Genomic DNA, 18,906 nt, shown 5'->3' on the forward strand with positions numbered 1-18,906 from the left:
CTCACCATTTACTATGATGAGGTAATTTTACCTTGAATAAGTCGTGTTTCACAGCCGGTCGATTATTAACTGCTTACTGAATTTTGCCGCCACAACTAGCTGCTCAATTAACTTCTCAGAAGCAATATCTAATTTGTTCTTTGATTTAATGCGATAATTTTCTTGATATAATTAATCCATTCAGTCATATTGAGCCACTTCAATGTGTCAAACAGGACCTTTCCGGTTGCGTCATCGATACCTCGGGCGATCGAGTGGTGAATAAAGTCGAATATTCTTGTATAAATCAGTAATTCAGCATCTGATGATTGATGTTGTAATTGCGTTAATTCCGAAAAGAACGTATCGAACAGGTCAAGATTCTGGCGTTCCAATGACAAGATCAAGCCATGGACGATTAGTACTTTTAGGTCCACCGTATAATAATGACTGTCACAATAAAAACGCGTTTGCTTCAAAGATGTGGTTAGACAACCTTGGATAAATTCGTCGTCAAAGAGAAATAAACAATTTGTAAATAAGACGAGTTCAAAACGTCCCCAATTTTGCACTTTGACTAAATAGCTTTGAATGCGAGTTTGTATTGCTAGGGTTGCTGGGTCATGCAAATCCAGATTTCGATCACGATAGGCGATAATCAAAAAGAGTTGCGCGTATAAACTGTAATAAAAGAAATCGTTGGTTAGCTGATAAGTATGCAATAAAGACTGCAATTGTGCTTTAACACTCGGTGAAGTTAAGGTAAGTTTTTGATTCGTCACAATTGTCCAATAATTCTTTTTGGCGGTCTCTTTTGGCGTCGGGTATTTACGGTTAAATAAATATTGATATTCCTCAACCGTAATATTCATTCGATTTAAGTATTTAAGAGTGTGGCGTGATCAATATGAGTGCCATATTTTTCAAAGGAGATTAGCGTTGTTCGATGACTAATATTTTGCGTAATCTGAGCCTGCGTAATTGAACGTTCCTTGCGTAAACTTCTAATCAGCTGGCCATGTGTTAAGTCAGGTTGTGTTGGGGGTTGATTATTCATTTTTCACCTCGATGTCGAACTAGCTGACATTTCTAACTATTCCAATAAAGTCATTATATACTTAAATTGTATTTGAACAAAGCTACACAAATGAGACCAAATTATAATAATTAAGGAAGTGATCAAGATGGTGCTGTTTGGTGTCGATTGGCCGTGGCCACCTGTTCCACCAAAGTAAAGATTTTAGTTCTATGAGCTATAAATGTTCATATTTTCTCAATGGCTATTGATATTGTGATGTTTTCGGGATATTATAATTAACAACATCTTAAGCGCTTTCTTAACCCGAATCACTGCAATAATCAACTAGCTTGATACTTATTTATTCAGAAGGGAAGGCTTTAAGATGAAAAAGATTCTTACGATTGCTAGTATGGCACTGTTCTTTATTGGTGCAGCTTCAACAAGTGTTGCCAGTGCAGCTACAACTGATACACAAGCAACTACGCCCGTTATTGACATCGTTTCTAAGACCGATTTACCAGTTATTACTGGGAGAGCAGCAGTTGCCTCATTACCAATGTGGGTTGAACCAAATGGCAAGGTACATTATGCAACTGTTTCGTATTTGCCACCGTTATCCTTCGAGAAATTTACGAACGGTGACGGAATTACTTTCTATCATTACACAACTGGAAATGGAACAATTTTTGGTGAGGATTATAAATAATACTCGTTCTTGAATGGAACAAGTATTTTTAAATTTATAATAATAAAGAGGGTGCCTATATATTGCAATTATTCAAGAAAGAATTTAAATTGCAACCGTGGGCGCTCTTTTTTCTATTTATAACATCCTTTGTGGTTTTGCTTACGACACTGTCCTATCAATGGATTCAGGAAGGTTATCAGATTGAAAAGTCTGCACCAATTACAACTAAATATCAGCTCAGATCAATTCCAGATGAGGTTGATTACTACACCAAAAGCGTTGTTGATGAATTACAACAAGAGATCGTGACCAGTCAGCACTCAGCCACAGCCAATCAACCAACGCAGAAAAATTGGCGGTTGTTATTAAGAAAATTAATTAAGACCTATCAAAGCCGTGACTACAGACAGGTTAATACGTTAATTGATGAAGCTGCTAGCCGAAAAGATAATTATACTGAGGGAAATCTCATGACATTATTGGTGATTACCCGTTTTATTAGCCGCTATTATCAGTTACATCTAACTAAAATGACGGAATCACATGTAAATGCTACTCCAAGAATCGCATTATTTACAGATTTACTACCATATATCGCTGCCTATTTCACTGGTAATTCTCATTTTTATTTGGTCGGTGAAGAGTCCCATATTTGGGTGATACTTCTTGTCGTTCTCTTCACGACTCTAATTGCGGCTAATGTTGCTACTCGCGAAAAGCGACACCAAACTGAAACTTTCGAAGAAGTTTTACCGGTCAATCAAGAATGGATTTTTGCTATCCGCATACTACTCACTTGGTTGTTGGTGAATTTATTTCTCTTATTAAGTTTATTCATTAGTATTGAACTACTACACCTTTTAACCGGTTTACCCATCGGTCAACTAAATGATGGGCGAGTGGTGGTGATAAACAGTCAACCACAATTTCTGACTTATTTACAGCATCTTTTAAAAATATTTTTCTATTTGAATTTGTGGTTCGTCTATTTGATCTCTTTAGCAATTCTAATCGGCAACTTCACTAAAAGCTGGTTGGTAACCTCCTTTCTACTGATGCTTAATTTCTTTGCGGGACAACTTGGGTTACTATCTCTTTTACCACAAACTCTTAGGCAAATTTTGCCGGCAAATTATACTGATTTTAACGCCATGTTATTTCGCAGTGGTGTGTATGGTGCCTTGACAAATCAGCATCTGATCAAGGTATTTGGTGGTTGGTTTATTGTAATTGTCTTATTACTTATTATGTCCAAAACAAGCAAAAGGCATAAATACTATCCTTAATCGACACACACGAAATCTCTTTCACATTTGTTTTTGCCTGAATAATTAATAAATAACCCAAAGGAAGTGTCCACCATGTAGCAACTATTCAAATTGATCTGTATCCTTTTGGCCGTCCTAACAAAACTGATTCGACGACGTTATTATTTTTCGCGCTAGAATAGGTGTTCATGCTGGTGGGGCAAGACTTTGACTCGAGGCCAATCTAGTTAAATCTATGGCTAATTTCTTTTACAACACTGGCGACTTTATCAGTAATGAAATTATTGTTGAGGCGTTAGACTGGCGTACTGAATTATTGATGGGAGGGTAGTTAACCAATGCAAACACAAACACGATGGGAATTTAAACGAGTTAAAGGTTGGCTTTGGCTGACAATACTGACATTGATGTTACTCTCGGCGATGTACATTCAAACGGTTAAAATGCAAAATGAACACACAATTTTGGCTGCGCCGACATCAATTGTGAATACCAAAAAGCGTATTTCTGGACAACTCGAAAACATCCAACAAACTTTAAACTATAAAGCGCAACTGCCTAAAGAACAAGAACAACAAATGCGTACCGCCAATCAACTTTATTTCAAAAAACTTACTAAGTTTCAAACGCTTCTATTCAGCGGGCATCTGATTAAAGCCAATCAGCTTTTGTATCAATCTGCTCGTGATCGGACACCGCTAACTAGCAATTTCGTACTTGGCCATCCGCTTGGTGGAGATGCCTTGTTGTTCTCATATCTAGTGAGAAACAAAATCAATGAAGTTCCAATGTTGGCTGAGCAGACAAAGGCCTGGAATATTCTTGGTATTTTTATGCGTCTGCCCCAACTGGCTTCACCTGATACTCCTGGATGGGATGGTCGTTATTTAACAGTTGAGCATGATTTTATCTTTATTATTTTGTCATTTTTTTCACTATTCTTATGTTTATTTTGGACGCAGGAGCGACCGCAAACAAGCGACAACTTCGCAAATGTTGTGCCTGTAACTCATCATCATTTACTGATTGCCAAGACAATTGTTGGCCTAGGCATCTTCATAGGAAGCCTTATCCTAGCGGCATTAATTTTTGTTGCTGTCTTAGGGCTTAACCATCGTTTCGGTTTTGGTACGATTAATTATCCTTATTTATTTAGAAATCATCAAAAGCAGCTGCAGTTAGTGACTATCGCTGAATTTAGTGTTCAATACTTAGGCTTTACTTTGCTATGGGGATTATTTTTGACGCGACTCAGTAAGCAACCGATTATCATTTTTGCAATTTTAAATTCGCTAATCTATTCGAAACAATTAGGCCTAACGCCGCTTTTAGGGGAGATCAATCCATACTTGCCGACTCATTATTTAACGTTCACAAACTTGCTCTTAGCCAGAGCCGGTTATCAGGATCTATCTATTGCACAAGGTGTGATCGTGTTGGTTGCTTGGAGCAGCTTACTCATCATCACAAGTAGGTTAATCATTAAGAAGCGCGGACGAATGTGAAACGTGAAAAGAGGGTATGCTGCCTAATTGTATGATTAACTCTGCATCATACAATATTAAAAAAGTTATTATTTTTAATTGTGATATAATCAACTAATAATCAAATTAAATAACGGTCGATCATCGCGGCAATCGTAAAAACAGAAGTGAGATCACGACGGACCGCATTAGGAATTATTCGCTAACAGCAATCTCTACATCATTTGACCAGTAAATAAACAGCAAGATTAAGTTAATTAAAGAAGAAAGTAGACTAGTGAGGTGCCTTATGTTAAAAGTTGAAAATTTATCATTTGCGTTCAAGAACAAACCAATTTTAAGCGACGTTAATTTCACAATCAACAATGGTGTCATCATCGGGTTAGTCGCACCCAATGGAACCGGCAAAACAACCTTGTTACGTTTGTTATCCGGACTGTTGCCTCACGGGGCTGCCCGATTAACATTAAATACTTACGACCAACAGAAACAGCGAACGAAATATTTGAATCAGATGTTTTTTATTGAAAGTTCTAATCACCTATATCAAGACCTCACGGCTAAAGATCATTTGCTGTATGTCAAAGCGATGTGGCATTCTTCAATTGATGTTCAACAGGTCATCAATGAATTGGGAATGACCAGTTATTACAAGGTCAAGATTAAGAATATGTCGTTAGGCATGAAGCAACATGTCATCTTGGCGATGTATTTAGTGAGCAATGCCCAAATGCTATTAATCGACGAACCATTGAATGGGTTAGATCCTACGAGTATTCAACTCTTTGAACAGATCTTTAAAGAATTGCGCCAACAAGGGAAGAGTTTACTCGTTTCTTCGCATCAGATGGATAGTGTTGGCCGGATTTGCGACGTGGTTTATTTCTTGCACGATCAAAAAATTCAACCATTAGTTAACACGGGTCAAGATATGATGGCCGAGTATATGAGTATCTTCTTGCAACGGCCGCAAGAGCAGGAGGCCGGCGATGAACGCGCAAATCAAGTTTGATCTTAAGAAGAATCTGTGGTCGAGTTTCACAGTCGTTATCTTTTTAACCTTCTTTTTATTGTTAATGACTAATTTTTTCAGTAATTTAGGCACACTTCCTAATTACACGGCCGAGATTCATGATGCTTACGATGATGTTTCGACGGATATTCAAAACGAGCTGAAAGTTCTGCGTAAAGATAAACATCCAGATAAGCATACTCAGGCAATGTTAGCTCGCGATCAGGATCAGTATTTGCATATTTCAGCCATTATTATGGCCTATGTTGGCGAGCAACCGGCAGAAATTAATCAGGTCTTATTAGATTATGCTCAATATAATCTCAAGGAAACCCAAGCTGTTCGTGCGAAAACGATTCGCTTGGTTAATTATCCAGGCAAGGAGACCGATTATTCTTTGCTTGGTCGCAAAAAAGATGTGTTTTTCTATCAATACTTGTTGAAGCATCGCCTGACAGAAATACCAGTGATTCAGGAAAACGCACCAGCAACGAATTATTTGAGTTATGCCTTGATTTACCGGCTGGCGCCAATTCTCGTGCTCTTTGTTTTTGCGATTCAATTGGCCCAGATTTTCACAGTTGAGCAACAAGAAGGCAATTTGGATTTTTTAAATACCGTTCCAGCTAATCCGTTAAAAACTTTGACCAGCAAAATCGGCACATTTCTTTTAATCACACCAATTTTATTGTTGCTGGCAGGAGTCGTTTGTTTCGTCATTGTCGGCTGGAAATATGGCTTTGGTATGTGGCAATACCCACTTGTTTACTCACTAGATGGCAAACAAGTTGAGGTTCTAATGTTAGGGAAGGCACTGATTTTATATGTGTCTTTCTTATTATTGGTTTTAATTTTCTTGGCCGTTTTGAGCGCGCTAATCAGTTTATTCAGCCATAATTTCGGTGTGGTGCTAACTGTCATTGGCGGTGTCATCTTGTTAAGTGAGCCGGCCGTTTTAACCAGCGGCACGTTAAAGGCCGTGACGAAATTCCTACCAATAGCTTATTTTGATTTACCAAAAATTGTCTTGCATCAAACGACCTGGTCAATTGCGTCATTGCCAGTCGGTGCTGTCGTCTTATTAGGCTGGTCGGCAGTGCTATACGGGTTAGCGGCACTCGTGATCAGAAAGAAACAAATGCTCTAAGCAAGCATTAAAATTGTTACCATCAATTTTGGCGCATTCTCGTATTTCAAGTTTGGTTATTTTTGACTGCGAAACTCTCAAGTCAAGTTGAATATCGTACTAATGTTGAGCAAGAGAATATCAAGCGAGTTGAGTTCGATGATTGATGTTCTCCGTATTATTTGATCAGTTTTTTGACAAATAATGCGCGAACATTAAAACAATCGAGCTCTTTTTTTGACGACATCAAAAAAGGAACCGGGATTTTCTGTCCCAGTTCCATGATCATTTAATTATTAATCTACCAAGAATTATTTTGTCATCATTTTAAAAAATAGGCTAATGCTGGCAATTTCATAATGCAACTTACTAGGGGTTACCCGCGGCCGAACTGCCTGACGTACTGGCCGTACTACTTGAGGAAGAACTACTGATCGTGCTAGAGGAAGAAGTGCTACTTGATTCAACGCTACTTGAGGAATCACTAGCTGAACTCGTACTAGAAGAACTAGAACTAAGACTACTACTTGATGAACTCGTACTAGATTCGCTGCTAGAACTCGAACTTTCCAGCACACTAGAAGAACTGCTCTTAGAACTGGAACTGTTGGAACTTGATGACGCGGATGGCGCATAACCTTTAACATATAGCTCGCCATTACGTTGAACAACTGAACTAGGCATCGTCCAATCCGTATTGCTAACACTAGCGCTCAAATCTGTCATGATCGCTTTATAAAGCTGGGCCGGAATTCGTTCACTAGAACTAGCAACGCCATGTTCACTAGACTTATCATATCCTAACCAAACTGCAATTGAGTAATGCTTCGTATAGCCGGCAAACCAAGAATCTTTAACCGTACCGCTTAAGCCATAATTGTTCGCTAATTCTGTATCCGAATAATCAGTTGTACCTGTTTTACCAGCCTGATGCAAGCCACTGATTTGTGCACGAGTACCAGTACCAGAACTAATCACGTCTTTTAACATATCTGTAATCATATAAGCTGTGGAGGACTTCATTGCCGTTTTGCCAGAGCCTTGATCATATTCGTGCTTAATATTATCCGCTGTGGTAATCTCCGAAATATAACGTGGTTTGTAATAAGTCCCGCCGTTTGAGAAAGCACTATAAGCCGCGGCGACTTGCAATGTGGAAATGCCAGAACCAATACCGGCAGACAATCCCGCATTACTTGGCAGGGTAATGCCTAAATTGCTGGCGAATTGACTGGCCTTAGTCAAACCTACTGTTTCCAGCGTCTTCACGGCAGGAACGTTACGTGATTGTGCCAAGGCGTAGCGCATCGTCATGTTACCCCAATAGCGATGATCCCAATCGTACAATTGAATTGAAGTACCTGGATAAATATACTTAGAATCGTCGAGGCGATGACTAGTTGCCCAATTCAAATATTCAATTGCTGGGCCATAATCCAAAATTGGTTTCATGGTCGAACCGTTACTACGCGTCGTTTGAGTCGCATGATTTAAGGCCATTTGAACGTTGCCGACCTTGCGATTACCAATCATCGCGACGACATTACCATTGTTAGGATCCATCACCGTAATCCCAGTTTGAATCGTGTCATCAGGAAAAGTAATCGTACTGCCATTCACTAAGTCGTAAGCTTTCTTTTGCACAGTTAAATTCAAATTTGTTTTAACGGTTAAATTATCACGATAGGGGTCATAACCCTTACTCTTAATTGCTTTAATGACTTCTTGTAAATAAGCGTCAGAAACTAAGGCGTTAGTCTGGGTAGCTGTTTGTTGCGATTTAGGTTTTAAGCCAGTTGCAAGCGGCGTATTAATGGCAGTTGTTGCTTCAGCACTGGTGATTTTTTTATCACGCAACATGGCTTTAATAACCAAATCACGCCGCGTTTTGGCTGCTTCAGGATGTGCATAAGGATCATAAGCTGAAGGAGCATTGGGAATGCCTGCAATTAAGGCTGTTTGTGCTAAGGTTAAATTCTTGATTGACTTACCAAAGTAATAGTGTGCTGCTGTTTGCATGCCATAAACGCCATTACCCTCATAAACCATGTTGATATAATACTCAAGAATTTGTTCTTTAGAATATTTCCGCTCAGTCTGAACAGCCAACCAAGCCTCTTGAGCTTTCCGTCTTAACGTCTGATCAGATTTGTTAGTTGAGAAATAAGCTAATTTCACCAATTGTTGCGTTAAAGTACTACCACCCTGCGGACTGGCATTACGATGAGTCGCATTATAAACAGTAGCCGAAGCAATTCGGATCGGATCGACACCAAATGGTTCGTCATAAAAACGTCGATCCTCAATCGAAACCACGGCATCTTTCAATTGTTGTGAGACTTCTGTTCCCGAAACATGCGTACGATTTTCGCCGAGACTCGTAATGGTCGTGCCATTGCTAGCTAGGATAATTGTGGAACCACCAGATGCTAACTTTGATTCTTTTAACGCTGGGGTATCCTTAACATAATAAAGAAACAAGCCCACACCGGCTAAAAAGCCAGCAACAATTACTAAGAGGAACCATTTAATAATTCGTCGCCACAATGGCTTTTTATTTCTGGGGCGAGGGGAGACCGTGTTGCGATTACCTTGTTTTTGTTGCGCCATTCGTGCTTCGCGGGTCATATTATTTTGTGCCATGATTGTCACCTTTAGGATTGATTAAATTTGAATTAGCGATGAGTTGATCAACAGCAGCCAAATAATCTAAAGCCGGCTGAAATCCGGCCTGAACTTCATAACCTTGTGCTGTAATCTCTTTAAGAGGAATTGACTTGCGTTTCTGATCTTGATGTTGCCAATAATCAATTAACAGGGACGCCGGCGTCACAAAATAGCGTTCCAAACTAGCAAAACGCATAATGGTGAAACAAATTCCCTCTTGGGCCAAGCAACGTTGGAAGTGATCAACTTGATGCTGATGAAAGTTCTTGAGCGGAAATGAGGCCTTATTCGTTGTTTCCTTCGCTTCAAAGTCTAAATAATAACCGCGATAGACACCATTATAGTCGGTGGTTGAGGCCTGCCGAAAATAAGCTTCGCGAATAATAGCCTTACTGCGTTGCGGATAGTCAACTTTGACAATTTGAATTGGCGTCGGTTTTTTATAAATAACAGCTCGATTCTGACTACGGTAATAGTCATTGCTGTCATTAATCGTTTCTTCTAAAGACATCCCGCGGCCACCGAAAACAACATTATCACGATGCTGCTGTTTTATGTTAGACTGATTGATATCAGTACTGCCCTTATAATAACGTCCATCTGGATATTTAATGGTCATGAATTCACGCTCCTGTGTCCATTATACCAAATGACTTTTAGATTAACTCATCAGAAAGGCTGATATGATGTTGAGTAGACTCTGGTTAACCGGCTATCGCGGCTATGAACTGAATGTTTATCAAGATAACGACCCCAAGTTAGCAGTTATTAAATATTCTCTAAAAAATACCTTGCAGGTTTATCTTGAAGATGGGTTAGAGTGGCTAATTACTGGCGCGCAACTTGGTGTTGAGCAGTGGGGCGTAGAAGTCGCCGTCGATTTGAAGCAAGATTTCCCCAATTTTAAAATTGCGGTGATGTTACCTTTTGCCGAATTCGGCAAACAATGGAATGAGAAGAATCAAGAAAGATTGAACCAGATTTTAACTAAGGCAGACTTTAGTGCTAAGGTTTCTGAACATCCTTATGAAAATCCCAGTCAATTGAAAAACTATCAAACTTTTATGAGCGAGCACACTGATGGTGCCTTGATGGTTTATGACCCCGAATATCCAGGCAAGCCACAGTATGACTATGATTTTTTAAAACGAAAAACAGAGCGCGACGCTAATTATCCGTTACAACTGCTTGATTTTTACGAGTTGCAGGATCAGGCTGAACAATTAAGCGAGCGCCAACGCAGTGACGACGACTCGGCTGAATAGTTAAGCCGTTTAAACTTAACTTACGAGGCAACTTATTTTAAGCGACGACAAGTGTTACGACAAGCCGCCAGAAATGTGATCAAAATCAGTCACGCTTGTTTTATGCCGTCATGTACCAAGAAACAAGTTTGGGTGATTTCTCAGCAAATATCACTAACATCCAGCTTGCTCCAATTAATTTTAAAGATTGTGGTAAGGTGGTTTGTGGTTTTTGCAATTTGATTGTTTTTTGCTATACTGAAAATAACGCGTAAAAGTATAATGAGGTGTTCACAAATGGAAAAATCAGAAGACACACGCGATTTGAAAGTTAATTTTACTCCAGAAGAAATTGTTAACAAAGATTTTAAACAGAAGTACCGTGGCTATGATTCCGCTGAGGTTGACCCATTTCTTGATCAAGTCATTCAAGATTATGAGGCGTTTATTGCGCGCATTAAAACGCTAGAGACTGATAACAAACGTTTGGTCAAGAAAGTTGATGAGTTGTCACAACAAGACACAACAACCGTTGCGCCGGTTGTTGATACCACACCAGCGCCAGCCACTAGTGCCGCACAAAATACCACTAACTACGATATTTTGCGACGCTTAAGTAACTTGGAACGTCATGTTTTTGGCGAGCAAGAAGCCGCACGAATTGCACCTAAGCCTACTGCACCAAAAAACAGCAGTTACAGCAACAACAACACCAATTCAGGCTTAAAGTCAGCTTATGATGATCAAAGCGACAGCACAACTGATTCTGATTCAACAACTAAAAAGTCGTCCGAATCAACTTGGTTAAATCGCTTCTAGGTTGAAACTCACTTTGTTTTAGCGTAAAATAGTAAAAGTTAATTTAACTTGGTAAGTTTCGAGTAATCGCGGTCGGCCTTGAGTCGGCTGAGGAAAGTCCACGCTCGCACAAGCTGCGATGCTTGTAGTGTTCGCGCTTAGCCCAACAAGCTAAGGTACTCTTTTTGAGTAACGGCGGCTCAATGATCTAAAGTCTTTTGACCATGGTTATAGCCTGAAAGTGCCACAGAGACGAGTCGACTGTGAAAACGGCCGAGTGGAACGGGGTAAACCCCACGAGCGAGCAACCCAAATTTTTGGTAGGGGAGTCCTATGGCGGGAAATGAACTTAAAGTAGGGGCGTCAGCAGATAGATGATTACTGATGATTGGAATAGACCTAATTCCAATCGGAACAAAACGTGGCTTATAGAAGCTTACCAAAGGTAGAGAGCGGTGACTGCGGTCACCGCTCTTTTTGGGTCTTCGCGCTTGCGGCTTGCACAAAGTTGCTGATAAGACATGCGCGTTGTCGTGGCGGCGAAATAATACTTAGCGCTGGAACGTAGTGGGTATTGATTTGAGCCGAATCAAAACCAATTCGTCTTGAATACGAGTTTTATTGAAGGCAGTGAATCCTATAACTGTTATGCTGTAGTTCTTCGTACCTCCAGAAAATATGCTGGTGGAACGCTGTGGGCTCGACTTTAAGCCAATCTACGATTGTCTTAAAGCTCGGCCTTGTCGTAAGCAATAAATTGCCAATGACAATTTCACAGCTGACGGCAATTTTCTTCCGGTACTGACAAATGTGCGTTAGTACAACTAAACTTCAAATTTGTACTTCTCAAAATTAGAAGCAGTCCAACCACTCGTTAATTCAGCGCTTGCGCAAAGGTTGCCCTCTTGCTTGTCAAGTGAGGGAAAATAAATACCGCTCAGTGGTGAAATTGTTGTTGCAGCTTTAGCTGTTACTACAAGACCTGTCTTGAAGACAATTTTGCAAAAATTGGCTTCAAGCAGTGTCCACCACGTTCCAGCGACAAGTATTTATTTTCCCTCACGGTATCCGCACACTTCGTATGTAACCTTTGCGCAAGCGCGAAGAAGCACAACATAACAGTTCTAAAACTTACCTTTTTCCACCAATCCAGGCGTTCTGTTATCTCCGCGGAGATTCGTGTATAATGTAGCTAATCAACAACGTTCAAATTCTGGTACCAAGCATTCACGCTAATTTAAGGAGTTCAAGATGAAATATCAATTAATTGCTACAATGGCTGCTGGTTTCGAATCAGTCGTCAATCAAGAACTGAAAGATCTCGGTTTCAGCACCCAGGCGGATAACGGTCGCATCAGCTTCAAAGGTGACGAGCACGATATTATTAAAGCCAACTTGTGGCTGCGGACTGCCGATCGCGTCATGATCGTGGTCAAATCTTTTAAAGCAACCGACTTCGATATGCTATTCAACGAAGTTAATGCCATTCCGTGGGAAAATTATTTAGCAATGGACGCGCATTTCCCGGTCACTGGTCGCTCAATCAAATCCAAGTTACATAGCGTCCCTGATGTTCAAGCAATCTCTAAAAAGGCGATTGTTGCGCGACTGCAAGATGTTTATCATCGCCGGACTCGTCTGCCTGAAACTGGTGCCACGACTAAAATTGACGTTCGTTTATTAAAAGATCGCGCTGAAATCTTGATCGATACGACTGGTGATAGTTTATTTAAACGAGGCTATCGAGTCGATCATGGTGGCGCGCCATTGAAAGAGAACTTCGCTGCTGGTTTGATCGCATTAACGCCTTATCGGGCCAATGATCCATTTTTAGATCCAATGACAGGTTCTGGTACCATCGCCATTGAAGCAGCCATGAAGGCGCGTAATATTGCACCAGGCTTGAAACGCCATTTTGCATTTGAACAATTTGCTAGTTTCGACCCACAATGGTTAGCTACTGCTCGTGAAGAAGCACAGGCCGCTATTAAAACCGACATCGAGTTGATGGTCATGGCTAATGATATTGATCAAAATATGATTGACTTAGCTAAGTTGAACGCCAATGAAGCCGGCGTCTTACACGATATTCAGTTCAAGCAACTAGCCGTTAAAGATTTCACAACTGATTTAGAAAATGGCATTATCGTTGTCAATCCGCCGTATGGTAAACGCCTCAATGATGAGGCCAAGGCTCGTGAGATTTACAAAGATATGGGCAAAGCCTTTATTCCCTTGAAAACTTGGAGTAAATACATTTTGACCAGCGATTTGGAGTTTCAAACATATTACGGCCAACGCGCAACAAAGCGTCGTAAACTTTACAACGGTTATTTACGAACCGATCTGTTCCAGTATTGGGGCAAACCAACGTATAAAAATTAAAGAAACACCGTGAAATTCGATTTGCTAGTCTCAACTAGCTGTGAATTTCACGGTGTTTTTACTTGATACGAACTAAAAACTAAAGAAAATGATCATGTTTCAGCTTAAAAATAACCCAGACACTAGGAATAACAGAAATAATAATCGTAAAAATCCAACCCCAGTTTTTGTCGGCTAGGGGTAGGAAGGTGTTCATGCCGTAAAAACCAAAAATAATCGGTGGAATCATGAGCACAACGGAATAAACCGTTAAGATCTTCATAACATTGTTCAAATTATTATTCAATAAATTGTTATACGTATTAGAAACCTTATCGACAATATCCACATTTAATTCCAACATTTCCTGAACTTGTCGTGCTTCAACTTCAATGTCCTCTAGGCGTTCGGTGGAACGTTTATCTAATTTGATTTTATCGCCTCTAGTCATCAACAAATGCAGTTGTGAGAGGGCAACAACATTACTGTTCGCACCAGTTAAAAAATAGATCTGATTTTTACTAAGATCAGCTAGTTGGAAAATCTGCTTCGAAGTTGCATCATGGCGTAAATGTTCTTCAACATGGACACGCATCTCGCTCATTTGTTGAATATAGTCGAAAAATTCAGTAGTCACCTGATAAAGCAAATTGAACACTGAATCCCACACACCTTGCGTCTGATCCTGATCCGTTAAAACAGTCGCATCCTCGATAATAAATTTCGTCGCATCAGTGACGAAAACAAACAATTGATTGCGGCGCACCATCAAACTAAACGGTTTAATTACTTGTGATGAACTACCAGTAGCAGAAAGCGGAACATTGTAAACAATCAGCCATGTCTCAATTAGTTCATCATATTCGACCCGTGCTCGCTCAACCGGGTCAACAGCGTAATTCAAAAATTCGTCGGTCAAATGATAATTTGTCTTCAATTCTTCACGATCGGCTTGATTCATATCTGTAATTGCAATGATTTGATTGTTGGCGTGCGTATAAGGACTAATGCGGATCATAAGTTATTCCTCCGAAGTAAGATCGATGGTTTAAGCGTATGACAAAACACCGGGTAAAACAAGGTCAATGTTGCTGAAAACTGATATTATGTTGTTGTCGCTGATTTAACATGCTAAGCACTAAAACTACTATGTTGTGGTTCTTCAAATTTGTGCAAAGGCTTGTCCACAAAACGTAAACGTAATGGTTTACCGTGGCGGACGCAAATAAACACTTAGTGCTGGAATATAATGGGTGTTGTGCAAGATCATTTTCAACAAAACCTAACAATTAATTCACTGCTAAGATTTATCCAGCATTGTAATTATGCTATGATGAATTGTTAATGAATACAAACGAGCGAGGTTACTAAAATGACGACAAAACCGTATTTAGTTTTTATGGATATCGATGGCACACTTGCTATCGGTCATCAAAAGGTTAGTGATTATACGATTAAAACGATTAAAGAATTACAACGCCGTGACGATATTATTTTCTATATTGCCTCAGGACGCATGTTTGAGTTTGCGACGATTATTCGTGATCAGATTAACCAACACGTACATATGATCACGTCCAATGGTGCTTATTACGAGATGGCCACTGGTAATGTCAGTGAAACGCTGGGCAATGATGCGCTGGAATTAATCTATGCGGTCGGCCAAAAACATAATTTCGCCGTTAACTTTTTTGCTCATGATACAGTTTATTACACGAAAAAGATGCCGCCGTTTGTTCTACGCAATGCGGCCAATATTGTTTCTGGTAACCGTAAGATTAAGTCTTATCGAGCTTCTGAGGAACAAGTTCTGCTGGAACACGCGACGGAAATTAACAACGGCATTATGATCAGTCCAGGACATCCAGAGTTGTTAAAAGCAGCACGTCAAGAACTGGCGGCACCAAAATTATTGGAATTATCCGCTTCAAATATCGATAATATCGAATTAATTCCCAAAGGCGTTGATAAAGCGACCGCTGTCCATAGCGTTCAGGAATCATTTAACACCGACGCCGCGCATACATTAGTTTTTGGTGACGGTATGAACGATACTGGCATGATGAAAGAAGCCGATATCAGTGTCGCCATGGGGAACGCCTTACCACAAGTCAAACAATTAGCAAATTATGAAACAGACACCAATAAAAATGACGGTTTGGCTAAGTTTTTACATGACTATTTCAAGATGGAAAAATAAGACATGACGCTCAAGAAAATGAGGAGATTTCTCTACAATTTTTTAATATCAATTCTCATTATCTAAAACGGCAGAGAGTTTATTTTAGGATAACTCATTTATAGCGATCTCTAAATGATTCTTAAAAAGGAGATCAAAATCTTTTTGTTGGAATCGCTGCGACAATTTCTTTGGTAAACTGATCCATGAGGAAGCCTCCTTTGATGTTTGTTTAGACGCTAACTATCATAAGGGTGAGGCTTCCCTTTTTAATTCTCAATAAACCACCGTACGACTAATTTCAATTGACGGAAGGACTAATAGATACATAGATAATTAATAAGATAGTAGTAATTATTGAAAGCGGTTGCAATGCCTACTTTAATAGTTTAACATGCTGTGTGAAGAACGTTTCAATTGGCTTTGACAATATGAGGAGAAAAATGAAATTTAAGAGTAAAGCCTTAATGACTATTTTCACATCAATTCTATTATCTGGTTCTTCAGTTGCGCTCGCAGCAACTTGGACAATAGGTTCTGTTAGTGTTCCAGCATGGGGTGGATCTGCTAGAACATCAGAATCAAATACTAAGGCAACAACGAGCAACTACGCGTCATTTAATGGTGACGTTCAGCCAAATTCTTTTGGCTATACTGTTACCTTGGCAGATTCTAATAATGCAAGTAGAACTAGTCAGGTGGGGTTGTATCTTAATAAAACCTCGCGTGCCAGTGATAATACCTTAACAGTCAACCATTACGGTTATGGGAAGGTTTTTTCAAAGGGGTATGAGCCAAATTCATCTAGAGTTAAATTACATTTCTCTGCTGATAAAAAATAAAATAATATAATATAACTTTGAAACGCTTTTCTTGAATGATTGAGTTGCCACCATAGTTTTTTGATGGTGGCAATTTATTTAATTATCAAAGGAGGACTAATCAAATGATTAATTTTTCCACGAGAAAATATTTTGTATTTGTTTTTGCTTTGTTGATACTACTATCTGGCGCAACTATATTTAATATTTATAGTGATTATTCCGGTTTTAATGTTCCAAGTCGAATTGATTCAATCGTATATTTTTATCACTTACAGTCTGGATTCGTTTCAGTGGCTGTCTTATTTTTATATTACGCCAGTTTTCCATTTATTTACTCTTATCATGTCATTGATGCGAAGAATACAACCTTTCAAAATCTAATCGTCACTCGTTCAAAATCAAAAAGAAAGTATTACTTTCATATTTTGGTTACGAATGCTTTTTACACGGCGATCACGGTTCTTCTAATAAAACTGATCCAACTATTAATTTGTCAGCTCTTAGTAAATCCACTAAATTTTCGAGCAAATCGATTTTTTTTGCATAACCAGATGCCATTCGTGTTTTCTCTGAATCCGTTTATTAATTTGATTTTAGTTATCCTATTTTCGATAATTGGTGCAGTTGTTTTTTCAACCTTTGTGATGACGATTGGTCTATTTATCAGAAACACCATCATTTATTTGGGGATGGAATTGATAACAAGTTTAGTATGTTTGTTATTACCTGGCACGATTAATACGTTGTTAAATCTCAAAAGTTCATTAGTGATAAGCTCGCTTTTTCTTGAAAACTTATTACAACCAGGCGTCGCTTCATTAGGAGCATATGCACCTCGTTTTAATGCATTTTTACCATTTATCGGGGCACTTTTATTCTATACGTTGTTGACAACGATACTAGGCTTTATTTGGTATAAACGGTACAGTGAGGTGAGTTGAATTGATTATTTACCAAGAACGATATCGTTTATTTATATTGATAATTGGTATTGGCATCATTGGTACTTGTAATGTTTTAACACCGTGGACCCAGTTTAATGACGCCTATATTGCTTTGGCACAGTCCAATTTCATTTCAATCGTACCGAACCTATTGCTATTGGTAATTATTTTTCGATTGTTAAGTAAATATGATCATCTAAAAAATGAATTATTACCACGAACTGGACAAAGGAAATTTTTGTTCGGCCAGTTGGGTGAATCTGTAATGTGTCTGCTTTGGTATTTAGTAGTTCAGTATACGGTTAATCTAGCAACTTTTTCTGTACCATCTGGAGGAAAGTTTAAAGTACTAATTATTTTTTTGATTTTAAATACGTTAATGTTAATTAGTTGCGTACTGCTCTTGAATTTAATCAATTTCAATTTTAACGGTATAATTGTTTTCTTGATATCAGTAGTCATTAACCTTGTTTTTCATTATTGGTTTATTGTTTGGATTCTCTCACGGTTATATGATCAGGCATAAGGAGATGTGTCAGCGATGAGATTAGAGATTGTCAACTTGACGAAGAGAATTAAAGGGCAACTAGTTTTAAACCAGCTTAATTTAACGGTCGATAGTGGTGAGCTTGTGCATATTATCGGTGCAAATGGTTCCGGAAAGTCAACGTTGTTCAAATTAATTGTTAATTTAATGGATGCTGATGATGGCACAATCACATTAGCACCAAGCACATATGTCGGCGCATTAATTGAGAATCCTAGTTTCATGGAGAATGAATCTGTGAAGAGGAATATTGAATTCTTAGCGAAGATTAATCACAACTATAATGAACCTAGAATTCGACAATTATTTCAACTGTTTAATTTAGATTACGATAACAAAAAAAGAATTCAAGGCTATTCGCTAGGAATGCGGCAAAAAGTCGGTATTATTCAGTCAATCATGGAGAATCAAGACTTGATTCTGCTAGACGAACCAACAAGGGGATTAGATCAAGAAGCGTTAGAAACATTTCAATCGATTGTAAGTAACTTAATACATGAACAAAAAACAGTTATTATTGCATCACATGATAATCTATCTGAATTACCATTTGATCGGGTACTTAAACTCGCAAATGGGAAATTAGAATAGTTATGAAAAAGAAATCAACTTTCATTATCAGCGTATTCTTTTTGCAGTTCATGTTCGCGATGATTTTTAGGAATAATCCTCAAAATTTAAATCTCCCAAATTGCAAGAACAAATTAGCCACACGATAAATCCTATTAAATCAGTATTTTCATTAATATTCATATTTTATG

Annotated in this window: 16 protein-coding genes, 1 other RNA gene and 1 pseudogene; 13 read left to right on the forward strand and 5 right to left on the reverse strand. The window is 38.8% G+C overall.

Going from position 1 to position 18,906, the window contains the following annotated elements; translation table 11 throughout:
* Positions 1–128 precede the first annotated feature (128 nt).
* Entirely contained in the window at positions 129–851 is a 723-nt protein-coding gene (locus EKM65_RS10065) for an Rgg family transcriptional regulator (RefSeq protein WP_125608089.1), read from the reverse strand.
* A gap of 5 nt (positions 852–856) precedes the next feature.
* On the reverse strand, positions 857–1,036 hold the full coding sequence (locus tag EKM65_RS10070; protein WP_125608091.1) for a hypothetical protein: 180 nt from the start codon (positions 1,034–1,036) through the stop codon (positions 857–859).
* A 346-nt stretch (positions 1,037–1,382) separates the two neighbouring features.
* On the opposite strand from EKM65_RS10070, the gene EKM65_RS10075 reads away from it, so the two are divergent.
* The 5 genes from EKM65_RS10075 to EKM65_RS10095 all read left to right on the forward strand — a co-directional run bounded on the left by EKM65_RS10075 (position 1,383) and on the right by EKM65_RS10095 (position 6,599).
* On the forward strand, positions 1,383–1,706 hold the full coding sequence (locus EKM65_RS10075; RefSeq protein ID WP_125608093.1) for a hypothetical protein: 324 nt from the start codon (positions 1,383–1,385) through the stop codon (positions 1,704–1,706).
* 62 nt (positions 1,707–1,768) lie between these two features.
* A complete protein-coding gene (locus tag EKM65_RS10080; protein WP_125608095.1) occupies positions 1,769–2,974 on the forward strand; it encodes a hypothetical protein in 1,206 nt (401 codons plus the stop codon).
* Positions 2,975–3,294: 320 nt separating this feature from the next.
* Complete coding sequence (locus EKM65_RS10085) at positions 3,295–4,461, forward strand: hypothetical protein (RefSeq protein WP_125608097.1); 1,167 nt, start codon at positions 3,295–3,297, stop codon at positions 4,459–4,461.
* A 268-nt stretch (positions 4,462–4,729) separates the two neighbouring features.
* Positions 4,730–5,452, forward strand: a complete 723-nt coding sequence (locus EKM65_RS10090) for an ABC transporter ATP-binding protein (protein WP_125608099.1) — start codon at positions 4,730–4,732, stop codon at positions 5,450–5,452.
* Positions 5,430–6,599: an ABC transporter permease gene (locus EKM65_RS10095; RefSeq protein ID WP_125608101.1), complete on the forward strand. Its 1,170-nt coding sequence runs from the start codon at positions 5,430–5,432 to the stop codon at positions 6,597–6,599. Before EKM65_RS10090 ends, EKM65_RS10095 begins: the two co-directional genes overlap by 23 nt.
* Positions 6,600–6,947: 348 nt before the next feature.
* Here EKM65_RS10095 and EKM65_RS10100 read toward each other — a convergent pair whose 3' ends face one another.
* Together EKM65_RS10100 and recU are read right to left on the reverse strand one after the other, a co-directional pair.
* A complete protein-coding gene (locus EKM65_RS10100) occupies positions 6,948–9,221 on the reverse strand; it encodes a PBP1A family penicillin-binding protein (RefSeq protein ID WP_125608103.1) in 2,274 nt (757 codons plus the stop codon).
* A complete protein-coding gene (gene recU, locus EKM65_RS10105; RefSeq protein ID WP_125608105.1) occupies positions 9,208–9,864 on the reverse strand; it encodes a Holliday junction resolvase RecU in 657 nt (218 codons plus the stop codon). The genes EKM65_RS10100 and recU overlap by 14 nt, the downstream gene beginning before the upstream one ends.
* Before the next feature lie 64 nt (positions 9,865–9,928).
* On the opposite strand from recU, the gene EKM65_RS10110 reads away from it, so the two are divergent.
* From EKM65_RS10110 to EKM65_RS10125, 4 genes and pseudogenes are all read left to right on the forward strand, one after another.
* A complete protein-coding gene (locus EKM65_RS10110) occupies positions 9,929–10,510 on the forward strand; it encodes a DUF1273 domain-containing protein (RefSeq protein WP_125608107.1) in 582 nt (193 codons plus the stop codon).
* A 276-nt stretch (positions 10,511–10,786) separates the two neighbouring features.
* Positions 10,787–11,137: pseudogene (gpsB, locus tag EKM65_RS10115) on the forward strand (cell division regulator GpsB); the annotation flags it as partial.
* A 225-nt stretch (positions 11,138–11,362) separates the two neighbouring features.
* Positions 11,363–11,721: RNase P RNA component class B (gene rnpB, locus EKM65_RS10120), an RNA gene on the forward strand.
* Positions 11,722–12,538: 817 nt separating this feature from the next.
* Positions 12,539–13,672, forward strand: a complete 1,134-nt coding sequence (locus tag EKM65_RS10125) for a THUMP domain-containing class I SAM-dependent RNA methyltransferase (RefSeq protein WP_125608111.1) — start codon at positions 12,539–12,541, stop codon at positions 13,670–13,672.
* Positions 13,673–13,751: 79 nt separating this feature from the next.
* Here EKM65_RS10125 and EKM65_RS10130 read toward each other — a convergent pair whose 3' ends face one another.
* The gene (locus EKM65_RS10130) at positions 13,752–14,669 is read right to left on the reverse strand and encodes a magnesium transporter CorA family protein (protein ID WP_125608113.1); all 918 of its coding nucleotides are present in this window, start codon (positions 14,667–14,669) and stop codon (positions 13,752–13,754) included.
* Positions 14,670–15,023: 354 nt separating this feature from the next.
* On the opposite strand from EKM65_RS10130, the gene EKM65_RS10135 reads away from it, so the two are divergent.
* The 4 genes from EKM65_RS10135 (at position 15,024) to EKM65_RS10150 (ending at position 18,736) form a co-directional block, all read left to right on the forward strand.
* Positions 15,024–15,851 (forward strand): HAD family hydrolase, encoded by an 828-nt coding sequence (locus EKM65_RS10135; RefSeq protein ID WP_125608115.1) that lies wholly within the window; start codon positions 15,024–15,026, stop codon positions 15,849–15,851.
* Positions 15,852–16,273: 422 nt separating this feature from the next.
* On the forward strand, positions 16,274–16,672 hold the full coding sequence (locus EKM65_RS10140; RefSeq protein ID WP_125608117.1) for a choline-binding protein: 399 nt from the start codon (positions 16,274–16,276) through the stop codon (positions 16,670–16,672).
* Between the two features lie 104 nt (positions 16,673–16,776).
* Positions 16,777–17,595 (forward strand): hypothetical protein, encoded by an 819-nt coding sequence (locus tag EKM65_RS10145; RefSeq protein WP_125608119.1) that lies wholly within the window; start codon positions 16,777–16,779, stop codon positions 17,593–17,595.
* Positions 17,596–18,139: 544 nt separating this feature from the next.
* On the forward strand, positions 18,140–18,736 hold the full coding sequence (locus tag EKM65_RS10150) for an ATP-binding cassette domain-containing protein (protein ID WP_125608121.1): 597 nt from the start codon (positions 18,140–18,142) through the stop codon (positions 18,734–18,736).
* Positions 18,737–18,906 lie beyond the last annotated feature (170 nt).

Origin of the sequence: Lapidilactobacillus bayanensis, from assembly GCF_003946695.1 — a bacterium.
Taxonomy (GTDB): Bacteria; Bacillota; Bacilli; order Lactobacillales; family Lactobacillaceae; genus Lapidilactobacillus; species Lapidilactobacillus bayanensis.

Excerpts from the sequence above, each read along its gene's own strand:
- EKM65_RS10065 (WP_125608089.1), bottom strand. The coding sequence starts at position 851 with ATGAATATTACGGTTGAGGAATATCAATATTTATTTAACCGTAAATAC.
- EKM65_RS10070 (WP_125608091.1), bottom strand. The coding sequence starts at position 1,036 with ATGAATAATCAACCCCCAACACAACCTGACTTAACACATGGCCAGCTG.
- EKM65_RS10075 (WP_125608093.1), top strand. The coding sequence starts at position 1,383 with ATGAAAAAGATTCTTACGATTGCTAGTATGGCACTGTTCTTTATTGGT.
- EKM65_RS10085 (WP_125608097.1), top strand. The coding sequence starts at position 3,295 with ATGCAAACACAAACACGATGGGAATTTAAACGAGTTAAAGGTTGGCTT.
- EKM65_RS10090 (WP_125608099.1), top strand. The coding sequence starts at position 4,730 with ATGTTAAAAGTTGAAAATTTATCATTTGCGTTCAAGAACAAACCAATT.
- EKM65_RS10095 (WP_125608101.1), top strand. The coding sequence starts at position 5,430 with ATGAACGCGCAAATCAAGTTTGATCTTAAGAAGAATCTGTGGTCGAGT.
- EKM65_RS10100 (WP_125608103.1), bottom strand. The coding sequence starts at position 9,221 with ATGGCACAAAATAATATGACCCGCGAAGCACGAATGGCGCAACAAAAA.
- recU (WP_125608105.1), bottom strand. The coding sequence starts at position 9,864 with ATGACCATTAAATATCCAGATGGACGTTATTATAAGGGCAGTACTGAT.
- EKM65_RS10110 (WP_125608107.1), top strand. The coding sequence starts at position 9,929 with ATGATGTTGAGTAGACTCTGGTTAACCGGCTATCGCGGCTATGAACTG.
- EKM65_RS10125 (WP_125608111.1), top strand. The coding sequence starts at position 12,539 with ATGAAATATCAATTAATTGCTACAATGGCTGCTGGTTTCGAATCAGTC.
- EKM65_RS10130 (WP_125608113.1), bottom strand. The coding sequence starts at position 14,669 with ATGATCCGCATTAGTCCTTATACGCACGCCAACAATCAAATCATTGCA.
- EKM65_RS10135 (WP_125608115.1), top strand. The coding sequence starts at position 15,024 with ATGACGACAAAACCGTATTTAGTTTTTATGGATATCGATGGCACACTT.
- EKM65_RS10140 (WP_125608117.1), top strand. The coding sequence starts at position 16,274 with ATGAAATTTAAGAGTAAAGCCTTAATGACTATTTTCACATCAATTCTA.
- EKM65_RS10145 (WP_125608119.1), top strand. The coding sequence starts at position 16,777 with ATGATTAATTTTTCCACGAGAAAATATTTTGTATTTGTTTTTGCTTTG.
- EKM65_RS10150 (WP_125608121.1), top strand. The coding sequence starts at position 18,140 with ATGAGATTAGAGATTGTCAACTTGACGAAGAGAATTAAAGGGCAACTA.